The 25148-nt window shown below is 64.6% G+C and carries 23 protein-coding genes; 15 read left to right on the forward strand and 8 right to left on the reverse strand.

Annotated elements, in window-relative coordinates; all coding sequences use genetic code 11:
- Positions 1-30 precede the first annotated feature (30 nt).
- The 11 genes from CAF92_RS02705 (at position 31) to CAF92_RS02755 (ending at position 12767) form a co-directional block, all read left to right on the forward strand.
- Positions 31-903, forward strand: coding sequence for a MurR/RpiR family transcriptional regulator (locus CAF92_RS02705; RefSeq protein WP_046615432.1), 873 nt, complete (start codon positions 31-33; stop codon positions 901-903).
- A gap of 22 nt (positions 904-925) precedes the next feature.
- Complete coding sequence (locus CAF92_RS02710; RefSeq protein WP_046615433.1) at positions 926-1678, forward strand: transporter substrate-binding domain-containing protein; 753 nt, start codon at positions 926-928, stop codon at positions 1676-1678.
- A gap of 145 nt (positions 1679-1823) precedes the next feature.
- Positions 1824-2543 (forward strand): ABC transporter permease, encoded by a 720-nt coding sequence (locus tag CAF92_RS02715; RefSeq protein WP_046615434.1) that lies wholly within the window; start codon positions 1824-1826, stop codon positions 2541-2543.
- Positions 2540-3250, forward strand: coding sequence for an ABC transporter permease (locus CAF92_RS02720; RefSeq protein ID WP_025338833.1), 711 nt, complete (start codon positions 2540-2542; stop codon positions 3248-3250). Before CAF92_RS02715 ends, CAF92_RS02720 begins: the two co-directional genes overlap by 4 nt.
- Before the next feature lie 16 nt (positions 3251-3266).
- Positions 3267-4511 carry an FAD-binding oxidoreductase gene (locus tag CAF92_RS02725; RefSeq protein ID WP_046615435.1) on the forward strand — a complete coding sequence of 415 codons (1245 nt, stop codon included), beginning with the start codon at positions 3267-3269 and terminating at the stop codon, positions 4509-4511.
- A gap of 22 nt (positions 4512-4533) precedes the next feature.
- Entirely contained in the window at positions 4534-5316 is a 783-nt protein-coding gene (locus tag CAF92_RS02730; RefSeq protein ID WP_085599052.1) for an amino acid ABC transporter ATP-binding protein, read from the forward strand.
- Between the two features lie 436 nt (positions 5317-5752).
- On the forward strand, positions 5753-6562 hold the full coding sequence (locus tag CAF92_RS02735) for a gamma-glutamyl-gamma-aminobutyrate hydrolase family protein (protein WP_046615437.1): 810 nt from the start codon (positions 5753-5755) through the stop codon (positions 6560-6562).
- 451 nt (positions 6563-7013) lie between these two features.
- Positions 7014-7925, forward strand: a complete 912-nt coding sequence (gene kdgD / locus CAF92_RS02740; protein WP_085599054.1) for a 5-dehydro-4-deoxyglucarate dehydratase — start codon at positions 7014-7016, stop codon at positions 7923-7925.
- Positions 7926-8027: 102 nt separating this feature from the next.
- Positions 8028-9389: an MFS transporter gene (locus CAF92_RS02745; protein ID WP_046615439.1), complete on the forward strand. Its 1362-nt coding sequence runs from the start codon at positions 8028-8030 to the stop codon at positions 9387-9389.
- A gap of 78 nt (positions 9390-9467) precedes the next feature.
- Entirely contained in the window at positions 9468-11021 is a 1554-nt protein-coding gene (gene garD, locus CAF92_RS02750) for a galactarate dehydratase (RefSeq protein ID WP_085599056.1), read from the forward strand.
- A gap of 165 nt (positions 11022-11186) precedes the next feature.
- Positions 11187-12767 carry an aldehyde dehydrogenase (NADP(+)) gene (locus CAF92_RS02755; protein ID WP_085599058.1) on the forward strand — a complete coding sequence of 527 codons (1581 nt, stop codon included), beginning with the start codon at positions 11187-11189 and terminating at the stop codon, positions 12765-12767.
- 169 nt (positions 12768-12936) lie between these two features.
- Here CAF92_RS02755 and CAF92_RS02760 read toward each other — a convergent pair whose 3' ends face one another.
- Positions 12937-13686 (reverse strand): FadR/GntR family transcriptional regulator, encoded by a 750-nt coding sequence (locus CAF92_RS02760; protein WP_046615442.1) that lies wholly within the window; start codon positions 13684-13686, stop codon positions 12937-12939.
- A 196-nt stretch (positions 13687-13882) separates the two neighbouring features.
- Between CAF92_RS02760 and CAF92_RS02765 the strand changes: the two genes are divergently transcribed.
- On the forward strand, positions 13883-14533 hold the full coding sequence (locus CAF92_RS02765; protein ID WP_085599060.1) for a DUF998 domain-containing protein: 651 nt from the start codon (positions 13883-13885) through the stop codon (positions 14531-14533).
- 74 nt (positions 14534-14607) lie between these two features.
- Entirely contained in the window at positions 14608-14937 is a 330-nt protein-coding gene (locus tag CAF92_RS02770) for a hypothetical protein (protein WP_085599062.1), read from the forward strand.
- Between the two features lie 170 nt (positions 14938-15107).
- On the opposite strand, the gene CAF92_RS02775 is transcribed toward CAF92_RS02770, so the two are convergent.
- The 3 genes from CAF92_RS02775 to CAF92_RS02785 form a co-directional block, all read right to left on the reverse strand.
- Positions 15108-16028 (reverse strand): LysR family transcriptional regulator, encoded by a 921-nt coding sequence (locus tag CAF92_RS02775; RefSeq protein ID WP_085599064.1) that lies wholly within the window; start codon positions 16026-16028, stop codon positions 15108-15110.
- Positions 16029-16068: 40 nt separating this feature from the next.
- The gene (locus tag CAF92_RS02780; RefSeq protein ID WP_085599066.1) at positions 16069-17043 is read right to left on the reverse strand and encodes a quinone oxidoreductase; all 975 of its coding nucleotides are present in this window, start codon (positions 17041-17043) and stop codon (positions 16069-16071) included.
- Between the two features lie 113 nt (positions 17044-17156).
- Positions 17157-18371 carry a YeeE/YedE family protein gene (locus CAF92_RS02785; RefSeq protein WP_085599068.1) on the reverse strand — a complete coding sequence of 405 codons (1215 nt, stop codon included), beginning with the start codon at positions 18369-18371 and terminating at the stop codon, positions 17157-17159.
- Between the two features lie 259 nt (positions 18372-18630).
- Between CAF92_RS02785 and CAF92_RS02790 the strand changes: the two genes are divergently transcribed.
- Entirely contained in the window at positions 18631-19539 is a 909-nt protein-coding gene (locus CAF92_RS02790; RefSeq protein ID WP_085599070.1) for a LysR family transcriptional regulator, read from the forward strand.
- Here CAF92_RS02790 and CAF92_RS02795 read toward each other — a convergent pair whose 3' ends face one another.
- Together CAF92_RS02795 and CAF92_RS02800 are read right to left on the reverse strand one after the other, a co-directional pair.
- Positions 19540-20058, reverse strand: coding sequence for a DMT family transporter (locus tag CAF92_RS02795; protein WP_046615445.1), 519 nt, complete (start codon positions 20056-20058; stop codon positions 19540-19542). It abuts the gene before it with no gap.
- Positions 20059-20348: 290 nt separating this feature from the next.
- Positions 20349-20930 carry a hypothetical protein gene (locus tag CAF92_RS02800; protein ID WP_085599072.1) on the reverse strand — a complete coding sequence of 194 codons (582 nt, stop codon included), beginning with the start codon at positions 20928-20930 and terminating at the stop codon, positions 20349-20351.
- A gap of 227 nt (positions 20931-21157) precedes the next feature.
- Between CAF92_RS02800 and CAF92_RS02805 the strand changes: the two genes are divergently transcribed.
- Complete coding sequence (locus CAF92_RS02805; protein ID WP_178081759.1) at positions 21158-23290, forward strand: TonB-dependent siderophore receptor; 2133 nt, start codon at positions 21158-21160, stop codon at positions 23288-23290.
- 47 nt (positions 23291-23337) lie between these two features.
- On the opposite strand, the gene CAF92_RS02810 is transcribed toward CAF92_RS02805, so the two are convergent.
- Both CAF92_RS02810 and CAF92_RS02815 read right to left on the reverse strand, forming a co-directional pair.
- Positions 23338-24630, reverse strand: a complete 1293-nt coding sequence (locus tag CAF92_RS02810; RefSeq protein ID WP_085599074.1) for a sorbosone dehydrogenase family protein — start codon at positions 24628-24630, stop codon at positions 23338-23340.
- Positions 24627-25055, reverse strand: a complete 429-nt coding sequence (locus CAF92_RS02815; RefSeq protein WP_085599076.1) for a DUF2231 domain-containing protein — start codon at positions 25053-25055, stop codon at positions 24627-24629. The genes CAF92_RS02810 and CAF92_RS02815 overlap by 4 nt, the downstream gene beginning before the upstream one ends.
- Positions 25056-25148: the final 93 nt, after the last annotated feature.

Raw genomic sequence — 25148 nt, forward strand, 5'->3', positions numbered from 1 at the left:
TTTCGCAAGCCTTACCCCTGGAGCCGCAGCATGAGCCAACCGATCAAGCAACGCCTGGAAAACAGCCTCGAAGGGGCCGCTGCTTCGGGCCGCAAGATCGCCACCTACATGCTCGCCAACTTGCATGAACTGCCGTTCCAGACCTCGGCCAGCATTGCCGTCAAGCTGGGCGTCAGCGAATCCAGCGTCGGCCGTTTCTGTCGCTCATTGGGTTATGCCCACCTCAAGGCGTTGAAGCAAGACCTGCAGAACGACCTGGGCGATGGCCCGTGGCTGGTGGGCGACCGACTGCAAGATTACCGCCAGAACCAGGACGCCAGCGACAACGCCGGCAGCCTGGAGCTGGAAATCGCCGCACTGGTGCGCGTGCACGAGTATCGCCAGAGCAGTGCCTGGCACAGCGTCGCCCAGCGCCTGGCGAGCAAGCAGCGGGTTTTCATTGCCGGCTTCCAGACCGAGCGTGGCATCGCCATGTGCATGAGCCACCTGCTGCAGTACCTGCGCGACGGCGTGCAACTGGTCGATATCAGTGCCGGGCACTTTGGCGAAGTATTGCTGGGCCGCGCCGAAGACAGCGCCCTGGTGGTGTTCGAAGCCCGCCGTTATTCCCGCCATGCCCTGCTGTTGTGCCAGAAGGCGCGCGAGGCGGGCATTGCGGTCACCCTGGTGACCGATCCCTTCTGTGACTGGGCCGATGCCAACGCCGACGAGGTGTTCCGCATCCCCACCGAGTTCAACCTGTTCTGGGAGTCCACCTCGACCATGCTGTCGTGGGTGCACCTGATGGTCAACGAGGTCTGCAAGAAGCTCGGACCGGATGTTGAAAAACGCTTGGAAGCAACTGCCGCTCTACATAACGAATTCGTCGGCTACACCTCGTGGTCGACGGGAAAACAACAATAGCAAGAGTGCAATGAGGTGCGAGATGAACAAGACCATGGCCTTGGTGGGTGCGTGCGCCCTGCTGCTGTCGGGTGCCGCCAGTGCCGAAACCCTGCGCTTCGCCACCGAGGGCGCCTACCCGCCCTTCAACTATGTCGACGCCAATAACCAGTTGCACGGCTTCGACATCGACATCACCCATGCCCTGTGCGAGCAGATGAAAGTCGAGTGCACCCTGGTTGCCCAGGACTGGGAAGGCATCATCCCGGCGCTGATGGCACGCAAGTACGATGCAGTGGTCGCGTCGATGATCAACACCGAAGAACGGCGCAAGAAAATCGCCTTCACCGACCACTACTACCGCACCCCGCTGACCGTTGCCGTGGCCAAGGACAGCAAGATCAGCGACGCCCAGACCAACTTCGATGGTTACACCGTTGGCGCCCAGTCGTCCTCCACCCAGGCCATCTACGCCGAAGACGTCTATGCCAAGGCCGGTGCCGACGTGAAGCTGTACCCGACCATGGACGAAGCCAACGCCGACCTGGCCGCCGGCCGCCTGGACGGGGTGATTGCCGACAAGTTCCCACTGCACGAGTGGATGACCAAGAACGGCGGGGACTGCTGCAAGATCCTCGGCGACGTGGCCGACACCAAGGCCGATGCCGCCATTGCCGTGCGCAAGGACGACGAAGCCCTGCGCCAGCGCCTGAACACCGCGCTGCAACAGATCGTGGCCAACGGCACCTACCAGAAGATCGCCAGCAAGTACTTCGCTTTCGATATCTACAACTGACCTTCAAGGCCTCATTGCCTGACCGGGCCCTATCGCCGGCAAGCCAGCTCCCACAGGTAGCTCACTGACCTGAAGAACAGAGGTGTACCTGTGGGAGCCGGCTTGCCGGCGATGAGGCCGGTAAGGTCAACACAAGGTGTTCGTCATGCTCGATCAATTGTCCTTGCTGTCCTTCGCCAGTGGAGGCTGGGGCCAGGCACTGCTGGCCGGCGCGCTGGTCACCGTTTCCCTGGCCCTGGCCTGCCTGCCCATCGGCCTGCCGCTGGGCCTGGTCGTCGCCCTTGCAGCACGCTCGCGCAAGCGCTTGCCGCGAGCCTGGGCCACCACCTTCTCCACCGTGTTCCGTGGCCTGCCCGAACTGCTGACACTGCTGATCATCTATTACGGCTGCCAGATCGCCGCGCAGAAGATCCTCGCAGCCCTGGGCTACCAGGGTGAGTTCCTGATCAATACCTTCCTCGCCGCGATGATCGCCTTCAGCCTGGTGTTCGCCGCATTCTCCAGCGAGATCTGGCTGGCAGCCTTCAAGACCCTGCCCAAGGGCCAGCTGGAAGCCTGCTCGGCGCTGGGCCTGAGCAAGCGCACCGGCTTCTTCAAGGTGCTGCTGCCGCAACTGACCCGCATCGCCCTGCCCGGCCTGTCCAACAACTGGCTGTCGCTGCTCAAGGACACCTCGCTGGTATCCACCATCTCGCTGGTCGACCTGATGCGCCAGACCAACCTGGCTGTCAGCGTGACCAAGGAGCCGATGTTCTTCTATGGCGTGGCCTGCCTGGGCTACCTGCTGTTCGCTGCCATTTCCGGACGCGTGTTCGCCTTCATCGAACGGCGCAGCAACCGCCACCTGCAAGGAGCACGCGCATGAGCTTCGAACAACTGCTGGCGCTGGTCCTCGACCCCGACCTGCTCGACCGCTACGGCCCACGCTTCCTCGATGGCCTGCTGGTAACGGCCAAGCTGGTGGCGATTTCCTTCAGCCTGGGCGCCGTGCTCGGCCTGTTGCTGGCCCTGGCGCGCATGTCGCGCAGCCTGCTGCTGCAGCGCATGGCCGCCGGCTACGTGTACTTCTTCCGTGGCTCGCCGCTGCTGGCCCAACTGTTCCTGCTGTATTACGGCCTGGGCTCGCTCAAGGGCTTCTGGCAGGACGTCGGCCTGTGGTGGTTTTTCCGCGAAGCGTGGTTCTGCACCCTGCTGGCGTTCACCCTGAACACCGCCGCCTACCAGGCCGAAATCTTCCGCGGCAGCCTGATGGCCGTCGCGCCCGGGCAGCATGAGGCGGCGCGGGCGCTGAACCTGAAGCGCTCGACCACCTTCTTCAAGGTGATCCTGCCGCAGTCGCTGCTGGTGGCCATCGGCCCGCTGGGCAACGAACTGATCCTGATGATCAAGGCCAGCGCGATCGCCTCGCTGGTGACCATCTACGACCTGATGGGCGTGACCAAACTGGCCTTCTCGCGCAGTTTCGACTTCCAGATCTACCTGTGGGCCGCCGTGCTCTACCTGCTGATCGTCGAACTGGTGCGGCGCCTGCTGAAACACCTGGAAGCCCGCCTGGGCCGCCACCTGAACTGACCGAAGGATACGTTCCATGCATTGCCAGACCCTTGTCCTCGGCGCCGGCATCGTTGGCGTCAGCACCGCGCTGCACCTGCAGGCCCGCGGGCGCCAGGTGATCCTGATAGACCGCGACGAACCGGGCTGCGGCACCAGCCACGGCAACGCCGGGCTGATCGAGCGCTCCAGCGTGATCCCCTATGCCTTCCCCCGGCAACTGGGCGCGCTGCTGCGCTACGGCCTGAACCGCCAGCCCGATGTGCGTTACAGCCTGCTGCACCTGCCCAAGGCCGCCCCCTGGCTGTGGCGCTACTGGCGCCAGTCGGCCCCCGGGCGCCTGGCCGGGGCCGCCGCCGACATGCTGCCGCTGGTGCAGCGCTGCGTCGAGGAGCACGACGCACTGATCGCTGCCGCCGGCCTGGAAGGGCTGGTGCAGGCCAAAGGCTGGATCGAAGTGTTCCGTGACCCGGCGCTGTTCGAGCAGGCCAAGGCCGACGCCAAGGGCCTGAGCCGTTATGGCCTGCAGTTCGAAATCCTCGAATGCGGGCAGTTGCAGGCCCGCGAGCACCAGCTGGACGCCAGCGTGGTCGGCGGCATTCACTGGCTCGACCCCAAGACCGTGAACAACCCCGGCGCCCTCACCCGCGGCTACGCCACCCTGTTCACGCAGCGCGGCGGGCAGTTCCTGCATGGCGATGCGCGCAGCCTGCGCCAGGTCGACGGCCAATGGCAGGTCGACAGCCGCCGCGGTCCGATCACCGCCAACGAGGTGGTGGCCTGCCTAGGCCCGCAGTCGGCCGACCTGTTCAGCGGCCTGGGCTACCAGATCCCGCTGGCGATCAAGCGTGGCTACCACATGCATTACAGTACCCGTGACGGTGCGCAACTGGAACATTCCATCTGCGACACCCAGGGCGGCTACGTGCTGGCGCCAATGGCCCGCGGCGTGCGCCTGACCACCGGCATCGAGTTCGATGCCAGCAGCGCACCGGGCAACCAGATCCAGTTGGGCCGCTGCGAAGCCCTGGCGCGCAAGCTGTTCCCGGCGCTGGGCGAGCGCCTGGACGACACCCCCTGGCTGGGCCGCCGCCCATGCCTGCCCGACATGCGCCCGGTGATAGGCCCGGCGCCGCGCCATCCTGGGCTGTGGTTCAACTTCGGCCACGCCCACCACGGCCTCACCCTGGGCCCGGTCAGCGGCCGACTGGTGGCCGAGCTGGTCACCGGCGAACGCCCCTTCACCGACCCCGCGCCCTACAGCGCGACCCGTTTCGACTGAACCCCTGCGGGAGAACAACAAGATGACCGCACCACTGAGCCTTGCCACCCTTGCCCCCGAACCCGACCCGCGCCCGGTGCTGATCCGCATCGAAGGCCTGAACAAGCACTACGGCGCGTTCCACGTGCTGCGCGACATCGATCTGCAGGTGCGCGAAGGCGAACGCATCGTGCTGTGCGGGCCGTCCGGCTCGGGCAAGTCGACCTTGATCCGTTGCATCAACCGCCTGGAAGTGGCCCAGCAGGGCAGCATCAAGGTGGATGGCATCGACCTGGCATCCACCACCCGCGAAGCGGCGCAGGTGCGCAGCGACATCGGCATGGTGTTCCAGCACTTCAACCTGTTCCCGCACATGAGCGTGCTCGACAACTGCCTGCTGGCCCCCACCAGCGTGCGCGGGTTGTCGCGCAAGGACGCCGAGGAGCGGGCGCGCATGTACCTGAGCAAGGTCGGCATCGAAAGCCAGGCGCACAAGTACCCCAGCCAGCTGTCCGGCGGCCAGCAGCAGCGCGTGGCGATCGCCCGGGCGCTGTGCATGAAGCCGCGGATCATGCTGTTCGACGAGCCCACCTCGGCGCTGGACCCGGAGATGGTCGCCGAAGTGCTGGATGTGCTGGTGCAACTGGCTGGCACCGGCATGACCATGCTCTGCGTCACCCACGAAATGGGCTTTGCCCGCCAGGTCGCCGAGCGGGTGTTGTTCCTCGAGGGCGGGCAGATCATCGAAGACAGCTCGCCGCAGGTGTTCTTCAACCAGCCGCGTACAGAGCGGGCCAAGGGGTTCCTGGCGCAGATACTGCACTGAGTAATGGAGTAATACCTGTCCCAATCGCCGGCAAGCCAGCTCCCACAGGGTATCTGCAGCCTTCAAGCCCAGTGCAGTATCTGTGGGAGCTGGCTTGCCGGCGATTGGGGCCAGTAGCACAAACACAAACCCACCTTCATTGCACAGCTGCAAAGACCCAACTGCATCGTTAAATATTATTGACCTTAACCCCCGCCAAACCCACGCCGCCACAGGCCCGCATCGGTTTCAGCCCCCAAAAACCGGCGCATTCCCGGCCATCAAGCCCTGCTCCGTCGTTTGACATATCGAACGGCTCTGGCAAGCTATCTACAGGCCCCGACCGGAATCGTCGCCTCCGACGAGCCGGCAGTGCTCGGGGCTACAGGTTGCACCCATGGCCCCGCGCCGTGCACCTGCACAACAACGACAGGCCGAACCTGTCCCAAGGTGACATATGTCCAACAGCAACATTGGCAACAAGCAACCCTCCCTGCGCAAACCCGTCGTCCTGATGACCATGGGCAGCCAAGAGCGCAAAGGCCATGACTACCAGGTCATGACCCACAAATACATCACCCCGCTGGTCGAGTTTTCCGATTGCGTCCCGGTGCTGGTGCCCACCTGCTGCGGCATCGAAGACCTCGAGACCTATCTGGACATGGCCGACGGCGTGTACCTGACCGGCGCCGGCAGCAACATCGACCCGGCCCTGTACGGCCAGGAGAACGAGACCCCCGGCAAAGGCCAGGACAAGAACCGCGACCTGTTCGACATCCCGCTGGTCAAGGCCGCGATCAAGCGTGGCCTGCCGATCTTCGGCATCTGCCGTGGCATGCAGGAAATCAACGTGGCACTGGGTGGCGACATCTACCAGAAGGTGTACGCCGAGCCTGGCTTCAACGACCACCGGGAAAACCCGGAAGACCCGGTCGAGGTGCAATACGCCCAGGTGCATGGTGTGAAGATCAAGCCGGACAGCTGGCTGCGTGACGCCCTGGGTACCGACGAGATTCGTGTCAACTCGCTGCATGGCCAAGGCCTGCACAAGCTCGGCGCCGGCATCGAGGCCATCGCACACGCCGAAGACGGCCTGGTAGAGGCGATCCATGCCCCGAGCATCTCGCCGTTCCTGTTCGCCGTGCAGTGGCACCCGGAGTGGCAAGCGGCGAAGAACCCGGATTCGATCAAGATTTTCCAGGCTTTCGGTGACGCTTGCCGGGCCCAGGTGCGCAAGGCGCAGATCAAGCGCCAGCACGCTGCCTGAAACCAGTTTCCTCTGCTTTGATCGCGGGGCGGCGCAAGGCCGCCCCCGTTTTCCCCGGTCACCCTCTGCTGGTCCCAGAACACTTCCCGTGGAAACGGGCGGCGGGCTTGTGCCTGTCTCCGCGATCTTTTTTTCCTACCCTCACCAAGAGATATGATGACTGATCGCGATTGGTCTGCCATCTGCGTCTCGTGCATCTGTTGTTGTCGCCTGTTCTGGCCTCTTCGCGGGTAAACCCGCTCCCACAGGGATCTCCGCAAATTTCAAGCGCGACGCGGTCCCTGTGGGAGCGGGTTTACCCGCGAAGAGGTCGGCACAGGCAATAACATTCCTTCCGCCCCTCCCACAAAAAAATCTCCCAAAGGGACTAGTCATCGCACATGTTGTACGATAACTTACCTCCAACGCAAAACAACACCCTTCACCCAAGCGCCACAGGATGCCAACAACAATGACTCCACAAGAACTCAAATCCATCCTCTCCCACGGCCTGCTGTCTTTCCCGGTCACCGACTTCAACGCCCAGGGCGACTTCAACCCGGCTGGCTACGTCAAGCGCCTGGAATGGCTGGCCCCGTACGGCGCCAGCGCCCTGTTCGCCGCCGGCGGCACCGGTGAGTTCTTCTCCCTGGCCGCCAGCGAATACAGCCAGGTGATCAAGGCCGCCGTCGACACCTGCGCCAGGTCGGTACCCATCCTCGCCGGCGTCGGCGGCTCCACCCGCCAGGCCATCGAATACGCGCAAGAAGCCGAGCGCCTGGGTGCCAAGGGCCTGCTGCTGCTGCCGCACTACCTGACCGAAGCCAGCCAGGAAGGCGTCGCCGCCCACGTCGAAGCAGTGTGCAAATCGGTAAACATCGGCGTAGTCGTCTACAACCGCAACGTCTGCCGCCTGAACGCCGACCTGCTGGAAAAACTGGCCGAGCGTTGCCCGAACCTGATCGGCTACAAGGACGGCCTGGGTGACATCGAGTTGATGGTGTCGATCCGTCGCCGCCTGGGCGACCGCTTCAGCTACCTGGGTGGCCTGCCGACCGCCGAGGTGTATGCTGCTGCCTACAAGGCCCTGGGCGTGCCGGTGTACTCCTCCGCCGTGTTCAACTTCGTGCCGAAGACCGCCATGGACTTCTACAACGCCATCGCCCGTGACGACCACGCCACCGTGGCCAAGCTGATCGACGACTTCTTCCTGCCGTACCTGGACATCCGCAACCGCAAGGCCGGCTACGCCGTAAGCATCGTCAAGGCCGGTGCCAGGATCGCCGGTCATGACGCCGGCCCGGTGCGTACTCCGCTTACCGACCTCACCGCCGACGAGTACGAAAAACTCGCCGCGCTGATGGACAAGATGGGCCCGCAGTAAGCGCCGCCCGCGGCCTGCCATGCCGCGCCCGGAGTGGGCCAGCCCCACTCCGGTTACAACTCGTGAGCCCGCACAAAAATAACTAGTGGGAGTACTACCAGCATGCAAGCGACGAAGAAGACGCATGTGCGCTACCTGATCCTGTTCATGCTGTTTCTGGTGACCACGATCAACTACGCTGACCGCGCCACCATTGCCATCGCGGGCTCCAGCCTGCAGAAAGACCTCGGCATCGATGCCGTGACCCTCGGCTACATCTTCTCCGCCTTCGGATGGGCATACGTGGCTGGCCAGATTCCTGGTGGCTGGCTGCTCGATCGCTTTGGTTCCAAGAACGTCTACGCCTTCAGCATCTTCACCTGGTCGCTGTTCACCCTGCTGCAGGGCTTTGTCGGTGGCCTGCCGGTGGCCTGGGCGGTGGTGACGCTGTTCACCCTGCGCTTTCTGGTCGGTTTTGCCGAAGCCCCGTCGTTCCCGGGCAATGCGCGCATCGTCGCGGCCTGGTTCCCGACCCAGGAACGCGGCACCGCATCGGCCATCTTCAACTCGGCGCAGTACTTCGCTACCGCACTGTTCGCACCGATCATGGGCTGGATCGTGTTCAGCTTCGGCTGGGAGCACGTGTTCGTGGTCATGGGCGCACTGGGCATCGTGTTCTCCATGGTCTGGCTGAAGACCATCTACAACCCGCGCCAACACCCACGCATCAGCCCAGGCGAACTCGAACACATCGAGCAGAACGGCGGCCTGGTGGACATGGACCAGAAGCGCGGCAACGACGGCCCGAAATGGGGCTACATCAAGCAACTGCTGACCAGCCGCATGCTGCTGGGCGTGTACCTGGGCCAGTACTGCATCAACGCCATCACCTACTTCTTCCTCACCTGGTTCCCGGTGTACCTGGTGCAGGAGCGCGGCATGACCATCCTCAAGGCCGGCTTCATCGCCTCGCTGCCGGCGGTCTGCGGCTTCATCGGTGGCGTGCTGGGCGGGGTGATTTCCGACTGGCTGCTGCGCCGCGGCAACTCGCTGACCTTCTCGCGCAAGCTGCCGATCGTCTGCGGCCTGCTGCTGTCGACCACCATGGTGTTCTGCAACTACGTCGACGCCGAGTGGATGGTGGTCGGCTTCATGACCCTGGCGTTCTTCGGCAAAGGCATCGGCGCGCTGGGCTGGGCGGTGGTCGCCGACACCTCGCCGAAACAGATCGCCGGTCTGTCGGGCGGGCTGTTCAACACCTTCGGCAACATCGCATCGATCACCACGCCGATCGTGATCGGCTACATCATCAGCGCCACGGGTTCGTTCAAGTGGGCCCTGGTGTATGTCGGCGCCAACGCCCTGGTGGCGGTATTCAGCTACCTGGTGATCGTCGGCCCGATCAAGCGCATCGAGCTGCGTGAAAGCCCAAAGCCTGACACCGAGCCAGTGGCCGGCAGCGAACTGGCCGGCTCGCGCCACTGAGTGAGCACGCCCGCGTCGGCCACCCCCGCCGTGGGCGGATGTACAAAAGCCTGAGAACCTGACAAGTAGGGCCCGAACATGCAGTTGATCGAACATTCCGACTCGCCCCGCTACGTCCGCCTGCACGACGACGACAATGTCGTGGTGGTGGTCAACGATGGCGGCCTGGGCGAAGGCGCCCGCTTCGCCGACGGCCTGACCTTGGTCGAGGGCGTGCCACAGAGCCACAAGGTGGCCACCGTAGCCATCGCCAAGGGCGAGCCGGTGCGCCGCTACGGGCAGATCATAGGCTACGCGCTGGAAGACCTGCGCCAGGGCAGCTGGGTGCAGGAGAGCCAACTGGCCATGCCGGCCGCCCCGGCGCTGGACAGCCTGCCACGCTGCGACGCCGTCCCGCAGCCGCTGCCGCCGCTCGAAGGCTTCACTTTCGAAGGCTACCGCAACGCCGACGGCACCGTCGGCACCCGCAACATCCTCGGCATCACCACCACCGTGCAGTGCGTGGCCGGCGTGTTGGAGCATGCGGTCAAGCGCATTCGCAGCGAATTGCTGCCCAAATACCCCAACGTCGATGACGTGGTGGCCATTACCCACAGCTATGGATGCGGCGTGGCGATCAATGCGCGCGATGCCTACATCCCGATCCGCACGGTGCGCAACCTGGCGCGCAACCCCAATCTGGGCGGCGAGGCCCTGGTCATCAGCCTTGGCTGCGAAAAGCTGCAGGCCGGCCAGGTGATGCACGACAACGACCCGTCGGTGGACCTCAGCGACCCGTGGTTGTACCGCCTGCAGGACGCCAGCCTGGGCTTTGTGGAAATGATCGAGCAGATCATGGATCTGGCCGAGACCCGCCTGAAGAAACTCGACCAGCGCCGCCGCGAAAGCGTGCCGGCCAGCGAACTGATCCTGGGTATGCAGTGCGGGGGCAGCGATGCCTTCTCGGGCATCACCGCCAACCCGGCGCTGGGCTACGCTGCCGACCTGCTGGTTCGTGCTGGCGCCACCGTGCTGTTCTCGGAGGTAACCGAAGTGCGCGACGCCATCTACATGCTCACCTCGCGGGCGGAAAACCAGGAGGTCGCAGAGGCCCTGGTGCGCGAAATGGACTGGTACGACCGCTACCTGCAGCAAGGCGCCGCCGATCGCAGCGCCAACACCACGCCGGGCAACAAGAAAGGCGGCCTGTCGAATATCGTCGAAAAATCCCTGGGGTCGATCGTCAAGTCTGGTAGCGGCGCCATCCAGGGCGTGCTCGGCCCGGGCGAGCGGGTCAACCGCAAAGGCCTGATCTTCTGCGCCACCCCGGCCAGCGACTTTGTCTGCGGCACCCTGCAACTGGCTGCCGGCATGAACCTGCATGTGTTCACCACAGGACGCGGCACCCCGTACGGCCTGGCCATGGCACCGGTGGTCAAGGTGTGCACCCGCAGCGAGCTGGCCCAGCGCTGGCCCGACCTGATCGACATCGACGCCGGGCGCATCGCCAGCGGCCGCTCGACCATCGAGGAACTGGGTTGGGAGCTGTTCCACTACTACCTGGACGTGGCCAGCGGCCGCAAGCAGACCTGGGCCGAACAGCATCGCCTGCACAACGACATCACCCTGTTCAACCCGGCACCGATTACCTGATGCCCCGGGTTCTCGACTGTGTCGCAGTCCCTGTGGGAGCGGGCATGCCCGCGAACACCGGCGCAGCCGGTGCCATACACCGGGTTGCCTGCTTCGCGGGCTCGCCCGCTCCCACAGGTCATGCGACAACCTGCCAGATTTTCTCTCAACATACAGGAGCACCCCATGCCTGAAATCCTCGGCCACAACTTCATCGCCGGCCAGCGCAGCGCCGCTGGGCCGCAGCGCCTGCAGAGCCTGGACGCCAGCACCGGCGAGGCCCTGCCCTACAGCTTCGCCCAGGCCACCGAAGCCGAAGTGGACCAAGCCGCCAAGGCTGCCGCCGCCGCTTTCGCCGAATTCCGCCAGCTGGCCCCGGCGCGGCGCGCCGAATTCCTCGACGCCATCGCCGCCGAGCTGGACGAACTGGACGACGCCTTCGTCGCCATCGTCTGCCGTGAAACCGCCCTGCCCCCCGCCCGTATCCAGGGCGAGCGCGGCCGCACCAGTGGCCAGATGCGCCTGTTCGCCCAGGTGCTGCGCCGTGGTGACTTCCTCGGTGCGCGCATCGACCTGGCCCTGCCCGAGCGCCAGCCCCTGCCACGCGTGGACCTGCGCCAGATGCGCATCGGCGTCGGCCCGGTCGCCGTGTTCGGCGCCAGCAACTTCCCGCTGGCCTTCTCCACCGCCGGTGGCGATACCGCTGCGGCCCTGGCCGCCGGTTGCCCGGTGGTGTTCAAGGCCCACAGCGGCCACATGGCCACCGCCGACCTGGTCGGCTGCGCCATCCAGCGCGCCGCCGAGCGCACCGGCATGCCCAAGGGCGTGTTCAACATGGTGTACGGTGGCGGCGTCGGCGAGTGGCTGGTCAAGCACCCGGCCATCCAGGCGGTCGGCTTCACCGGCTCGCTGAAAGGCGGTGACGCCCTGTGCCGCATGGCCGCCGAGCGCCCGCAGCCGATCCCGGTGTTCGCCGAGATGTCCAGCATCAACCCGGTCATCATCCTGCCGGCTGCCCTGGCCAAGCGTGGCGAAGCCATCGCCCGTGAGCTGGCCGGTTCGGTGTGCCTGGGCGCGGGCCAGTTCTGCACCAACCCGGGCCTGGTGATCGGCCTGCAGTCGCCGCGGTACAGCCAACTGCTGGCCGAGCTTGGCCAGCACCTGAGCCAGCAGGCCGGCCAGACCATGCTCAATGCAGGTGGCCTGCGCAGCTACGTCGGTGGCCTGGAGCACCTGCACGCCCATGCCGGTATCGAGCACCTGGCCGGCCAGACGCAGGCAGGCAGCCAGGCGCGCGCCCAGCTGTTCAAGGCCGATGCCCGCCTGCTGGTGGAATCTGACCCGCTGCTGCAGGAAGAAGTGTTCGGCCCGACCACCGTTGCCGTGGAAGTGCAGGACAACGACCAGTTGCGCGCCGCCCTGCTCGGCCTGCGCGGCCAGCTGACCGCGACCCTGATCGGCGAGCCGGAAGACCTGCAAGCCTTCGCCTGGCTGGTGCCGCTGCTGGAGGAGAAAGTCGGGCGGATCCTGGTCAACGGCTACCCGACCGGTGTCGAGGTGTGTGATGCGATGGTGCATGGCGGGCCTTACCCGGCCACTTCGGATGCGCGTGGCACGTCGGTCGGCACCCTGGCCATCGACCGCTTCCTGCGCCCGGTGTGCTACCAGAACTACCCGCAGGCGCTGTTGCCCGAGGCACTGCGCGACGGCAACCCGCTTGGGCTGCGCCGGCTGGTGAATGGCCAGTGGAATGAGGGCGCGATCTGATCGCTCCTTGAAACCAGAAAGCCCCGCACATGGCGGGGCTTTTCTTTCGGCTGTGCCGGCCTCTTCGCGGGCACGCCCGCTCCCACAAGTATCGCTGCACACTCAAGATAAGGTGATCCCTGTGGGAGCGGGCGCGCCCGCGAAGAGGCCGGCACAAGCGACGAAGGCCTCAGGCCCCCTGCGCCTCGGCCTCCTCATGTGCCTGGCGCAAGCGCTCGCGGCTGTTGCTCAGGTGCATGCGCATGGCCATCTTCGCCCCTTCGCTATCACGCCGGGCGATGGCTTCGTAGATCGCCTCGTGCTCGTGCATCAGCCGGCTCATGTAGTGCGCCTGGTCATCGCGGGCCAGCCGCGCCGAGTTCAACCGGGTACGTGGGATGATGCTGGTGCCCAGATGATTGATGATGTCGGCGAAGTAATGGTTGCCGCTGGCCTGGGCAATGCGCAGGTGGAACTGGAAATCTGCCGACACCGCATCCGTAGCGTGGGCGGCCCCTTCGTTGAGTTCATCCAGCGCCGCACGCATGCCGGCCAGCTCTTCATCGCTGCGCCGCTGCGCCGCCAGGCCCGCCGATTCGATCTCCAGGGCAATGCGCAATTCCAGCACCGCCAGTACTTCACGCAGAGTGACCACGGTCGCCGGGTCGATACGGAAACCACCCGTGGCCGGCGCGTCCAGCACGAAAGTGCCAATGCCGTGGCGGGTCTCGACCTGCCCGGCGGCCTGCAGCCGCGAGATCGCTTCACGCACCACCGTGCGGCTGACACCCTCTTCGGCCATGATCTGCGATTCGGTCGGCAGCTTGTCGCCGCGCTTGAGCTGGCCGCTGCGAATGCGCTCGGTCAGCACCGTGACCAGTTCCTGGGCCAGACTGCGCGGCTTGCGCCGGGTCTTTGCCTGTACCTGCTGCTCTGTCATTGCCCTGTATTTCACCTTGAAAGACAGCGCTCATCATAGCGCAAGCAGTTGTACGATCACATACACGCAGTGCGGTATTTCTTGGCGTCCGCAGGCGACACGCAGCCCTGAACCGAAACACTGGTAATGCTGGCGCCTCGCAGGTGCGAGGCTGTAATGTGCGGTTTCACGCTCATCCATGGAAGGAAAACACAGCATGCAACCCCTCGACCGCCTGTTGCTCGCCTGTGGCCTGTTGATCCCATTCTGGCTACTGGCAGGCGTATGGTTCACCGCCCTGGCCTACCCCGGGTACGACCACCTGCAACAGGCCATGAGCCAGCTCGGTGCCGTCGGTTCGCCGACCCAGAACTGGTCGCCGCTGGTCAACAACTTCCCCCTTGCCATCCTGTTCACCCTGTTTGCCTGGGGCCTGGCGCGGCGCTGGCGTGGCTCGAAGCTGGCATTGCTGAGTGCGGCGCTGGTGCTGTTGCATGGCGTGGGCAGCCTGGGTACCGGGTGGTTTCCCTGCGACCAAGGTTGCGTTCCGTCGCAGCCTTCCCGTTCGCAACAGCTACACAACCTGTCCGGCTTGCTGATGTTCCTTTCGCTTACCCTTGCTAGCGCGCTGTGGGCCTGGTTGGGAAATCGCATTGCCGGCTCCAGGGCACTGGGGTTGTTTTCCCTGGCCTGCGTGATGCTGGCGATCGTGACCGTCGCACTCATGGGCAAGGCAGCGCAAAGCGGCCAATGGTTCGGCCTCTACCAGCGCTTGAACTACGGCGTATCAGTAATCTGGGTCGCCAGCCTGGCCTGGACGAGCCTGCGCACCCCTCACGCCAGCCCGTTGCGAATGGCAACAACCTGACGGCAATTTGCTGGCCCCCGGTCGCTTCTTGTGAAGGCAAACTTCGTTTTCCTTCAGATGCTTAGGACAGCAACATGCGAGTAATTCTAGCAACGATGGCCGGCTGCCTGCTGGCCACGCTCGCTTTCGGCGCCCAGGCACGGGCGCTGAGCCAGAACGATCGCCACACTTGCGGCTGGGGCGCGCAGATAGCCGCTGAGGCGCAGCAGGCCAAGCTTTCCGGGGTAACCCTGTATGCCACGCGCAAGAAGCTGCAGGCGCGCAAGTTCCCCAAGCCGTGGATGCGCATGACCGCCTTCGGTATTACCGAACAGACCTACAACAGCCGCTCTCGGCTCAAGCCTGCAGCGATCAAGCAGACCTATTACGAGCAGTGCGTGCAGCATGCTGTAGCAAGGCGATAAAGCTCTCAAACCATTGCCCAGCCCTTGGGCTGTATTGTCGCAAGCGGCCCGCGTACCCTGTGGGAGCGGCTTTAGCCGCGAAGAATCCAACGCGGTGCATGGCACCGGCTACGCCGGTGTTCGCGGCTAAAGCCGCTCCCGCAGGGGCCCTGCTGATTCAATTAGTTATTCTATAGCCGCCACGGTGCGCCGGCCTCGAAGCGTGCTTCCAGCCACGCCTTGAAAGCCACCAGGGCGGCAGTGTTTAGGCGCGCAGTCGGCCGTACCAGGTAAATGCCTGCCGCCACATCCAACTGCCATTGCGGCAGCACCCGCACCAAGCGCCCGGCGGCGAGGTCCTCGCCCATCAGCCAGTCCCCTCCCGCCAGGATGCCAACGCCACGCCGCGCCGCCTCCAGCAGGGCTTCGTTGTCGTTGCTGCGCAGGTTGCCGGCAACCTTGACACTCACCTGCTGCCCAGCACTCATCAGTCGCCATTCAGGAAAGCTTCGCAAGCCACTGAAACCCAAGCAATTGTGCCCAGAAAGATCCTCCGGTTGCCCAGGTGCGCCATGCCGGGCCAGGTACTCGGGCGACGCACACAGGATGCGCAGGTGATCACATAGTTTCCTGGCCACCAGGCGGTTGTCAGCCAGCTCGCCAATGCGGATGGCGGCGTCGAAACCCTCGCCGATCAGGTCGACGAAACGATCGGCATATTCGGCCTCCACCGCCACCTGCGGGTAGGCCAGCACGAAATCGGCCAGCATCCCGCTCAACCAGCGCCGGCCCATGGCTGCCGGCAATGCCAGGCGCAGGCGCCCACGTACTGTCGCCGCCCCCTCGGCTGCTTCCTGTTCGGCCTCGGCGATCAGCCGGTTGGCCTCGCGCACCTTGGCCACCAGCCGCTCGCCTTCATCGGTGAAGCGCAGTTGCCGCGTGCTGCGCTCCACCAAGCGAATGCCCAGCCGCACCTCCAGCGCACTCAGGCGCTTCGACAGCACCGTTGGGTGGCGCTCCAGCTGACGCCCGGCAGCGGCAAACGAGCCCTGCTCGTGCAGCGCCAGCAAGGTGGCAAGTTCATCGGCGCGGCGGCTGTCGAAGGCATCCATGGCAAGGCTCGGCACAAGGCAGCAGGGTGGAATTCGGGTATCAGGCAGTAAGGACCAGCGCGCCCTCCGACAGCCCTTGCTCCAGGTCCCCGTGGGCCCTGGCCGCTTCGGTCAGCGGGTAGGCACGCCAGACCCGAGGCTGGATGATACCCTCGGTGACCGCCGCCAGCACATCGGCGGCGCGCTGCTGGTACTCGTCGACCGTGCGGGTGTGTGCAGCCAGCGAGGGCCGGGTCAGATACAGCGAGCCCTTGGCGTTGAGCGTGGCAACCTCGATGGGCGCTGGCGCGCCGGAGGTGCCGCCGAACGACACCAGCAAGCCACGCACCCGCAGGCTGTCCAGCGAGGCTTGCAGCGACACCTTGCCGACACAGTCATAGGCCACGTCCACGCCCTGGCCCTTGGTCAGGGCGCGGACCTGGCAGGCCAAGGTTGCCGCGTCGAACACCAGCACATGGTGGCAACCCGCTGCCTGCGCCCTTGCCACACTCTGCGGGCGTGATACCACACCGATCACCGTCGCCCCCAGGTGCCGCGCCCAGGGCGCCATAAGCTGGCCCAAGGCACCGGCGGCACCGTACAACAACACTAGGCTACCCGGGCCCACGGCATAAGTGGTCTTCAGCAAGTACTGCGCCGTGATGCCCTTGAACAGCACGGCGGCAGCGGCCTGGTCATCCAGTTGCGGCGGCAGCTTGATCAGGCGCTCCGCCGGGTACAGGCGGCCGCTGGCGTAACCGCCAACCGGACCCATGGCATAGGCGACCCGGTCGCCCACCTGCACGTCATGCACCCCTTCGCCGACGACAGCGACCCGCCCAGCCCCTTCCAGCCCCAGCCCGGAAGGCAAGTCCAAGGGGGCACCGCCCTTGCGCTGCAACAAGTCGAGCGGGTTGACCCCCATGGCCGTCTGCTCCAGCCAGACCTCGCCGGGCCCTGGGGCTTGTGCTTGCAAGTGCTCAAGCTGCATGACATCGGCAGTGCCGGTGCTGTTGAGAATGATGCGGGTAGCCATGATCGAATCCTGCTGGATAAGTGTTCGAGTCAGACTAATCAGGCGGGGCAAGTTGAACAATCAGGCGGGATGCAGATGATTTCTGCACCCCTTGCAGCAATTGGCTAAGTGCTTCAGCAGCCGGTCAGCGCAACAGGCCGACGCTCGCCGGCAAAGAACAGCGGACGCAGGCGCACACCGATCAGGTTGCCGGCATAGGCCGCCACCAGCCACAGCCAGCCGTGCACGCTACCCGAGGCGATGCCACTGAAGTACGCGCCGATGTTGCAGCCATAGGCCAGGCGCGAACCATAGCCCAGCAGCAAGCCACCGATGATGGCGGCCACCAGAGACGCCAGCGGGATCTTCAGGCTTGGGGCAAAGCGGCCGGCCAGGCCTGCCGCCAGCAGCGCACCCAGCACGATCCCCAGGTCCATCACCGTGGTGATGTCCTGCCACAGCGGCGAGGCCAGCGCCTTGGCATTGGCCGGCGCCTGCCAGAACACCCAGCTGCCGACATCAACGCCCAGGCCATCGAGGGCCTTGGCCCCCCACAAGGCGAAGGCCGAGGTAATGCCCCACGGCCGCCCCGCCAGCGCCAAAGTGGCGTAGTTCAGCAAGGCCAGGGCGATGGCCCCCCACAGTAACGGCCATGGGCCGCGCAGCAAGCGGCGCAAGCCCTGGCGTTCGCCGCTGGCAGGCGCTTCCAGCGCGCCGTGCCGGCGCTTTTCCAGTACCACGGTGGCCCAGCCGATCAGCCCGAACACCGCCAGGCTGGCCAGCAGCGCCGGCCCCACACCCCACGCCTGCACGATGGAGGTGGCCGGGAACGATGGCAAGGCGAACCACCAGTCGGCGTGGTGGGTGGCGGTGACCGAACCGATGATGAAGAACAGCAAGGTCACCAGCATGCGCGCATTGCCGCCACCGACGGTGAACAGCGTACCCGATGCACAACCGCCTCCCAGCTGCATGCCTATGCCGAAGATGAACGCGCCGAACACCACCGACAGCCCCGCCGGTGCCACCAGGCCGTTGACCGGGTTGCCGAACAGGCTGCCGGCCGACAGCGCCGGGAAGAACAGCAGCACGGCCAGGGCCAGCATGACCATCTGCGCACGCAGGCCCGCGCCGCGCCGCTCGTTGATGAATACCCGCCAGGCCGAGGTGAAGCCGAAGGCGGCGTGATACAGCGTCACGCCAAGCGCGGCGCCAACGATCAGCAGCAGCACCTGCTTGAAGCCGGCATTGAGGTTGAGGAACCAGGCACCGGCCAGCAGCAGGGCCAAGGCGATCAAGGGGGCGCCCAGGCGACGCGGCTCGGGTGTTGCGGTTGCGGAAAGACCCATCGGAATACTCGGATAACAGTGAAACGGGTGGGGAGTATAACCCCAACAACTGGCGCGTTCCGTGTAGCAGCAGCCTTGTGCTGCGAAGAGGCCGGTACTGACGCCGCCTGTCTATGGCCTGTACCGGCCTCTTCGCAGCATAAGGCTGCTCCTACAGAACCTCACTAAACCAATAAGTCATGTGTCGTTCCATAAAAGCGGTCTTGGGCATTTGTTAAGCTGATCAAAACTGCCAGACTCAACCAAGACCATTCGCACGATGGATGAACTACGCAAGATCGACCTCAACCTGCTGCTCGCCCTGCACGCCCTGCTGAGCGAAAAGCATGTGACTCGCGCCGCCCTGCGCCTGCACCGCAGCCAACCGGCGGTAAGCCACGCCCTGGCGCAGTTGCGCAAGCACTTCGACGACCCCTTGCTGGTGCGCCAGAACGGCCGCATGGCGTTGACCGCCCGCGCCCAATCGCTGGCCAAACCGTTGCACGACGCCCTGGGTAACCTCAACGGCCTGCTGGCCGCCCCACAGTTCGAGCCGGCCAAGGCCCAGCGTCGCTTCAGGCTCTCGCTGTCCGACTATTCCTCGCGGATCATCCTGCCACCCCTGCTGCGCCACCTGCGCCAGGTCGCACCCGGGGTGGATTTGGCCATCAGCCAGGCCAGCCGCGAGACCATGCTGGCCCAGTTGCTCGACGGTGAACTGGACCTGGCCCTGGGTATCTTCCCGGACCTGCCCCAGGCCATCACTGCGCAGCCGCTGTTCACCGACAGCTTCATCAGCGTTGCCGACCGCCAGGTGCTGCCAACCAGCGGCGGCCTGGCCCTGGCCGACTGGCTGGCCCGCCCGCATGTGCTGATGGCCATGCACCCGGATGCCTTCGATGAAATCGAGCGCGCCCTGGCCGCGCAGGGCCTGCGTCGGCGGATTGCCCTGGCCTTGCCGCACTGGAGTGCGGCGGTCGAGGTGCTGGCCGGCACCGACCTGATCCTGACAGTGGCCAGCCGCGCGGTGGGCTCGCTGCACCAGCACAAGACATTGCGCCAGTTCGAGCCGCCACTGGCGATTCCTTCGTTCGATTACCAGCAAGCCTGGCATAGTCGCAAGGACGACGACCCCGGGCATCGCTGGCTGCGGGAAACCGTGTGGGCGTGCAGCCAGCCGGGTCGCTGATCAGCCTTCCGGCTGTTTCACCACGGCAGTGGCACTGGTCGGCGTGCCTGCTGCCCAGTTACCCTGCACCAGCAGCACGCCGCAGAGGATCAGCACCACACCCGCCAACCTGGCCAGGTTGAGCGGCTTGCCCCCCAACCCCATCACCCCGAAGTGGTCTGCGACCACCGCCGTGATGATTTGCCCCGCCACCACCAGCACCAGGAACCCCGCCGCACCCAGCCTGGGGGTGAGCGCCGCGGCACCGGCCACGTACAACGCCCCCAGCACCCCACCAACCCACAGCCACCAGGGCCCCTGCAGGGCCTTGCCCATGTCCGGCGCCGGCACCCTGAGGATCAGCAGCGCGGCGATCACTACCAGCGAACTCACCGTCAATGACGTGAACGCGCCCCACAACCAATGCCCCAGCGCCCGGCCGACGGCGGCATTACCCGCAGCCTGGAACGGCAGCACGGCACCGGCAAGCAACGCCAGGGCAAAGGGAAGTACCAGAAGGCACAGGGTCTTGCTGAACATGGCAGTCCTCATTCGTGACAGATGTTCAGGCGATGATCGGAAATTTCCCTTTATCCATGGAAATCGAAAGTGTGCACGTACTTCATTCACCCCATGGATACACGATCACGCAGCCCATCACCGGCAAGCCAGCTCCCACAGAGTCCCTGCCAATTCAATGAGTCATGTGCAGTTCCATGGGAGCTGGCTTGCCGGCGATGGGGCGCACGGCGGCCCCATCTATTAGCTGAAAGGCATCAATGCAAGGCGATGCCATGGGCAGGCAACCCGTAGCCTGCCCCAATGAATGGTCAGCGCGAGGTTTCGATGCGCAGCACTTCGGTGTAGATCGCCTCGACCGTCTGGCCGACCCTGAGGTTCTTCATGCGTGCCTGCAGGTCAGGGTTCTCGACCTTGACCACCTGCAGCTTGCCCTCAGGCGGTAACAGGCTCACCTCATGCGTCTCGAGGTCGATCTTGTTGATCTGCGAGGTCACCCTGACCTGGCGGAACGCCTCGCCGCCCGGGTTGGGGTTGTCCGCCGTGGCGCGAATGGTACCGGACTCTTCAGTCGCCTTCGGTGCACCGCCCACCTCGGGATTGAGCACATAGGCCACCGCACGGGTCACGTAGATGTCGACCTGGTCACCCACCTTGAGGTTGGGCAGTGCCTTGGCCTTTTCCGTGAGCTGGAAGGTCACATCCTTCTTGGCGTCAGGGCCTTTCACCGTGACTTGGCGACTGGCCAGGTCGATGGCCGTGACCTGCGTGGTGACATGGCTTTCCAGCGCCTCGCTACCAATGGGAATACCGGCAGCCTGCACCGTGAAGCTGGCGGCGGACGCGAGGGTGGCAAAGGCAACAGCACGAGCGAGAGAGCGAATTGGATTCATAGGCCTGCTTCCATGTAATCAAGACCGGATGGGTGCGTGAAATGTTCACGCGCCAACAAGAATAGCCCTTGCCTGGCACATTGCCGGCCCCTGCCCCTTGCGACGCGTTTTGTCGCTTTCTCACCACTCGCACCGTTGCAATAGCAAATGCGAATTCTTTACACTTGCTTTACATTTACAAATCATTACTATTCGTGACCTCCAAATACAACAAAGAGTCACCTGTAATGGCAAAAAAGTCTGTTGCCCCGGCGTCCATTTCCATGCTGGGCCTGCTGGTTGTGCCTGCTGTTCACGCGGCTGTCCAACCTGAATCGCAGGGTTCCCTCGCCTTGCCCGCCACTGCTGTCACCAGCGCCTACGAGCAGCAAAGCTACAAGGCCAGCGAAAGCCGCAGCGCCATGAAGATCGACGCCCCGCTGCGCGACATCCCGCAAACCGTCAACGTCGTGCCTGAAAGCGTGATCAAGGACCAAGGTGCGCAGTCCATGGAAGACGTGCTGAAGAACGTGCCCGGCGTCGGCCTGTCCAACGGCGACGGCCAGCGTGACCAGGTGACCATTCGCGGCTTCAGCGCCATTGGCGACATGTACATCGACGGCGTGCGCGACGACGCCCTGTACTTCCGTGACCTTTCCAACATCGAGCGGGTCGAGGTGATCAAGGGCCCTGCTGCCGTGCTGTATGGCCGTGGCTCTTCGGGCGGCCTGATCAACAGCATCAGCAAGAAGCCGAGCTTCACGCCCAAGCGCGAAGTCGGCATGAGCTTCGACAGCGAAGGCAAGCGCCGCACCCAGTTCGACACCGGCTGGGCCGACCCGCAAAGCAACCAGGCCTACCGCGTGACCGGTGCCTTCGAAGACAGCGACACCTTCCGCGACGATGGCTACATCGACCGCAAGGCCATTGCGCCGTCGGCGTACTTCCGCCTCTCCGACGACCTGGAACTGAACCTGGGCGCCACCTACCTGTACGACAAGCGCCTGATCGACTTCGGCATCCCGGCGCTGGGCAACCGCCCGGTAGATGTGGACCGCGACAAGCGCTTCGGCTCCGGCGATGCCGACCAGGACTATGCCCGCAGCGAGGTGTTCTCGCTGACTGCCAGCCTGGACTACCGCATCAACGACGACTTCACCCTGACCAACACCAGCCGCTATTACCGCTACGACCTGGATCGCAACAACACCCTGGCCGACAGCAGCCCCACGCGCTTCGTCACCGCGCCTAACGGCGAACTGCTGGTCAAGCTCAACCGTGGCAACGTCGCCCGCGACGAGTACGGCATGTTCAACCAGACCGAACTCAAGCAACAGGCGCAGCTTGCCGGCATGCAGCACAACCTGCTGTATGGCGTGGAAGTGGGCTTGCAGGACAAGCACCAGCGGGTGCTGAGCCAGAACAACGTGGCCCAGGTGCCGGTGTACCGCGACGCCCTGGTGCCAGTGCCGGAGCACGCCGCCAACCTGTCGTCCAAGGGCACCAACTTCCAACAGACCACCGGCCTTTATGTGCAGGACATGATCGAGTTGAACGAGCACTGGAAGGCCCTGGTCGGCGTGCGCTATGACATCTTTGGCCAGAAGTACGACGACGACCGCGCGCAGAACGTAGACCTCGACCGTACCGACAAGACCTGGAGCCCCCGTGCCGGCCTGGTCTACCAGCCGGATAACATCCAGTCCTACTATGTGTCGGTCAGCCGCAGCTACCAGCCTTCAGGCGAAGTGTTCGCAGTCAGCCCGACCAACCAGCACCTGGAACCAGAAGAAACCACCAACTACGAAATCGGCGCCAAGTGGGACCTGCTCGACAGCCGCCTGTCGCTTACCGCAGCGGTATTCCGCCTCGAGCGCACCAACATGAAGACCGCCGACCCGGCCAACCCCAACCTGACCGTGCTGGCGGGCGAGCAGCGTACCGACGGCTTCGAAGCCACCGTGAGCGGGCAGCTCACGGACAAGTGGCAGATCTACGCTGGCTACGCCTACCTGGATGCCGAGATCACCAAGTCCAACAGCAAGACCAACGGCGTTGCCAACGAAGGCCAGACCCCTACCCTGACGCCGCGTAACAGCGCCAACGTCTGGCTGGTGCGTACCCTGACCCCGCAATGGCGCGTGGCCGCCGGCGCCAACTACGTCGACGAGCGCTACACCGCACTCGACAACGTGGTGGTGATGCCGGGCTACACCACCTTCGACGCCGCGCTGCTGTACAGCGTGCCGCAATGGGATGCCGCGCTGCGCCTGAAGAACGTGTTCGACCGTGACTACTATGCCTCCGCGCATGGTTCAGTGGACCTGATCACTCCGGGCGCACCGCGTACGCTGGAAGCCAGCTTCAACTACCGCTTCTGAAGCCCTGCGCGCCCCCTCGGCAGGAGCGCGCAAGCCAGGTGGATCACTCAGCGATCACGCGTCACCCGCCACACTGTGTTGGCCAGGTCGTCGGCGATGATCAATGCACCACGGGGATCCACCGTCACCCCCACCGGCCGCCCTCGGGTCTTGCCATCCTCGCCACGGAAGCCTGTAGCGAAGTCGATTGGTTGCCCGGCCGGCTTGCCATTGCTGAAGGGTACGAAGACCACCTTGTAGCCCACCGGGTCGGGACGGTTCCAGCTGCCATGCTCGCCCACGAAGACACCATCAGCGAAACGCTCGCCCATGGCCGGTATCGAGAAAGCGACACCCAATGCAGCCACATGCGAGCCCAGGCTGTAGTCCGGTTTGATTGCCGTCGCCACCTTGTCCGGGTTCTGCGGCCGCACCCGTTCATCCACGTTCTGCCCCCAGTAGCTGTAGGGCCAGCCATAGAAGCCTCCATCACGTACCGAGGTGAGATAGTCCGGCACCAGGTCTGGGCCCAGTTCGTCGCGCTCGTTGACCACCGTCCATAACTGCCCGGTCTGCGGCTGGATTGTCAGCGCGGTAGGGTTGCGCAAGCCCGTGGCATAGGGGCGGTGCGCACCGGTTTCGGCATCGACCTGCCAGACCATTGCCCGATCGATTTCCACTTCCATGCCACGCTCGGTGATATTGCTGTTCGAGCCGATACCCACGTACAGGTAACGCCCGTCCGGGCTGATCGTCAGTGACTTGGTCCAGTGATGGTTGATCTCGGCCGGCAAATCGGTGACCTTCGTGGGTACGCCGCCTGCCTGGGTCTGGCCCTCCTCGTAGTCGAAGCGCACCAGCGCATCCTGGTTGGCCACATACAACTTACCGTTGGCAAAGGCCAGCCCATAAGGCGCATTGAGGTTTTCCGCAAATACGGTCTGCACCTCGTAGGTGCCATCCCCGTCGGCATCGCGCAGAAGGGTCAGGCGGTTACCACCCTTGACCTGGGTGTTGCCCTTGGCCTTGATCTGGCTGGCGATCACATCCTTGGGTTTGAGCTTGGCCGCGCTGCCACCCCTGCCCTCGGCTACCAGAATGTCACCATTGGGCAACACCAGGCTCTGCCGCGGAATACGCAGGTCAGTGGCAATGGCCGTGACGCTGAATCCCTCGGGCACGGTCGGTTTCTGCTCGCCCCAGGCAACCGGCTGGGCGATCTTCATGCTCGGCAGCAAACCGCGCTGGGGTTCGGGCAGTTTCGGGTCCGGGCCATGGGCCTGGGTCGGCTCTCCATCACCACCGCAGGCACTCAACAGCAGCGCCACGCTCAACAGGCTCAATGCATGCAATGCCTTCATGCAGCACCTCCCGAGCGCAGGTTGCTCAAGCCGGTCCAGGCGGCGACTACCGCGAGCACGGTCACGATCACCGACAATACCAGCCCTGACGGCATCACCGCCCAGGCGTCCTTGGAATGCTCGAAGGCATTTATCAGCCCAAGCACCCAGGCCGCCAACAGCAGCATGAAGTACAGTGCAGGGCGCCCGCCCTTGCGCTCGGCGCGGATCAGGTTGGCCAGCGCAAACAGCAGTGCCAGCCCGCAGAACACCAGGCCACCGGCGATCAACCAGGCGGCGAAGTTGCTCCATTGGATCTGGTAGCTTTTGAAGTAGGCGATATCGCTCAGCAGCGCGCCAAGAAACAACGGCACACTGCCCGCAAGCAACAGGGCATGCAACGGGCTGGGCGTACAGCGGTAGAGGGTATGGTCAGAAGCGGTCACGGTGCCTCCTTTTCATTCAGTGACCCAAGGCTGATGGGCTTGTGCCATCAGGTGAGCGCAGGGTGCGCTTAGCAAATGAGCCCCTTGACGGCG

The organism is Pseudomonas sp. B10(2017) (assembly GCF_002113295.1).
GTDB classification, from domain to species: Bacteria; Pseudomonadota; Gammaproteobacteria; order Pseudomonadales; family Pseudomonadaceae; genus Aquipseudomonas; species Aquipseudomonas pudica.

What these genes read in the sequence shown, in the direction of transcription:
- CAF92_RS02705 (WP_046615432.1), top strand. Translation starts at nt 31, where the DNA reads ATGAGCCAACCGATCAAGCAACGCCTGGAAAACAGCCTCGAAGGGGCC.
- CAF92_RS02710 (WP_046615433.1), top strand. Translation starts at nt 926, where the DNA reads ATGAACAAGACCATGGCCTTGGTGGGTGCGTGCGCCCTGCTGCTGTCG.
- CAF92_RS02715 (WP_046615434.1), top strand. Translation starts at nt 1,824, where the DNA reads ATGCTCGATCAATTGTCCTTGCTGTCCTTCGCCAGTGGAGGCTGGGGC.
- CAF92_RS02720 (WP_025338833.1), top strand. Translation starts at nt 2,540, where the DNA reads ATGAGCTTCGAACAACTGCTGGCGCTGGTCCTCGACCCCGACCTGCTC.
- CAF92_RS02725 (WP_046615435.1), top strand. Translation starts at nt 3,267, where the DNA reads ATGCATTGCCAGACCCTTGTCCTCGGCGCCGGCATCGTTGGCGTCAGC.
- CAF92_RS02730 (WP_085599052.1), top strand. Translation starts at nt 4,534, where the DNA reads ATGACCGCACCACTGAGCCTTGCCACCCTTGCCCCCGAACCCGACCCG.
- CAF92_RS02735 (WP_046615437.1), top strand. Translation starts at nt 5,753, where the DNA reads ATGTCCAACAGCAACATTGGCAACAAGCAACCCTCCCTGCGCAAACCC.
- kdgD (WP_085599054.1), top strand. Translation starts at nt 7,014, where the DNA reads ATGACTCCACAAGAACTCAAATCCATCCTCTCCCACGGCCTGCTGTCT.
- CAF92_RS02745 (WP_046615439.1), top strand. Translation starts at nt 8,028, where the DNA reads ATGCAAGCGACGAAGAAGACGCATGTGCGCTACCTGATCCTGTTCATG.
- garD (WP_085599056.1), top strand. Translation starts at nt 9,468, where the DNA reads ATGCAGTTGATCGAACATTCCGACTCGCCCCGCTACGTCCGCCTGCAC.
- CAF92_RS02755 (WP_085599058.1), top strand. Translation starts at nt 11,187, where the DNA reads ATGCCTGAAATCCTCGGCCACAACTTCATCGCCGGCCAGCGCAGCGCC.
- CAF92_RS02760 (WP_046615442.1), bottom strand. Translation starts at nt 13,686, where the DNA reads ATGACAGAGCAGCAGGTACAGGCAAAGACCCGGCGCAAGCCGCGCAGT.
- CAF92_RS02765 (WP_085599060.1), top strand. Translation starts at nt 13,883, where the DNA reads ATGCAACCCCTCGACCGCCTGTTGCTCGCCTGTGGCCTGTTGATCCCA.
- CAF92_RS02770 (WP_085599062.1), top strand. Translation starts at nt 14,608, where the DNA reads ATGCGAGTAATTCTAGCAACGATGGCCGGCTGCCTGCTGGCCACGCTC.
- CAF92_RS02775 (WP_085599064.1), bottom strand. Translation starts at nt 16,028, where the DNA reads ATGGATGCCTTCGACAGCCGCCGCGCCGATGAACTTGCCACCTTGCTG.
- CAF92_RS02780 (WP_085599066.1), bottom strand. Translation starts at nt 17,043, where the DNA reads ATGGCTACCCGCATCATTCTCAACAGCACCGGCACTGCCGATGTCATG.
- CAF92_RS02785 (WP_085599068.1), bottom strand. Translation starts at nt 18,371, where the DNA reads ATGGGTCTTTCCGCAACCGCAACACCCGAGCCGCGTCGCCTGGGCGCC.
- CAF92_RS02790 (WP_085599070.1), top strand. Translation starts at nt 18,631, where the DNA reads ATGGATGAACTACGCAAGATCGACCTCAACCTGCTGCTCGCCCTGCAC.
- CAF92_RS02795 (WP_046615445.1), bottom strand. Translation starts at nt 20,058, where the DNA reads ATGTTCAGCAAGACCCTGTGCCTTCTGGTACTTCCCTTTGCCCTGGCG.
- CAF92_RS02800 (WP_085599072.1), bottom strand. Translation starts at nt 20,930, where the DNA reads ATGAATCCAATTCGCTCTCTCGCTCGTGCTGTTGCCTTTGCCACCCTC.
- CAF92_RS02805 (WP_178081759.1), top strand. Translation starts at nt 21,158, where the DNA reads ATGGCAAAAAAGTCTGTTGCCCCGGCGTCCATTTCCATGCTGGGCCTG.
- CAF92_RS02810 (WP_085599074.1), bottom strand. Translation starts at nt 24,630, where the DNA reads ATGAAGGCATTGCATGCATTGAGCCTGTTGAGCGTGGCGCTGCTGTTG.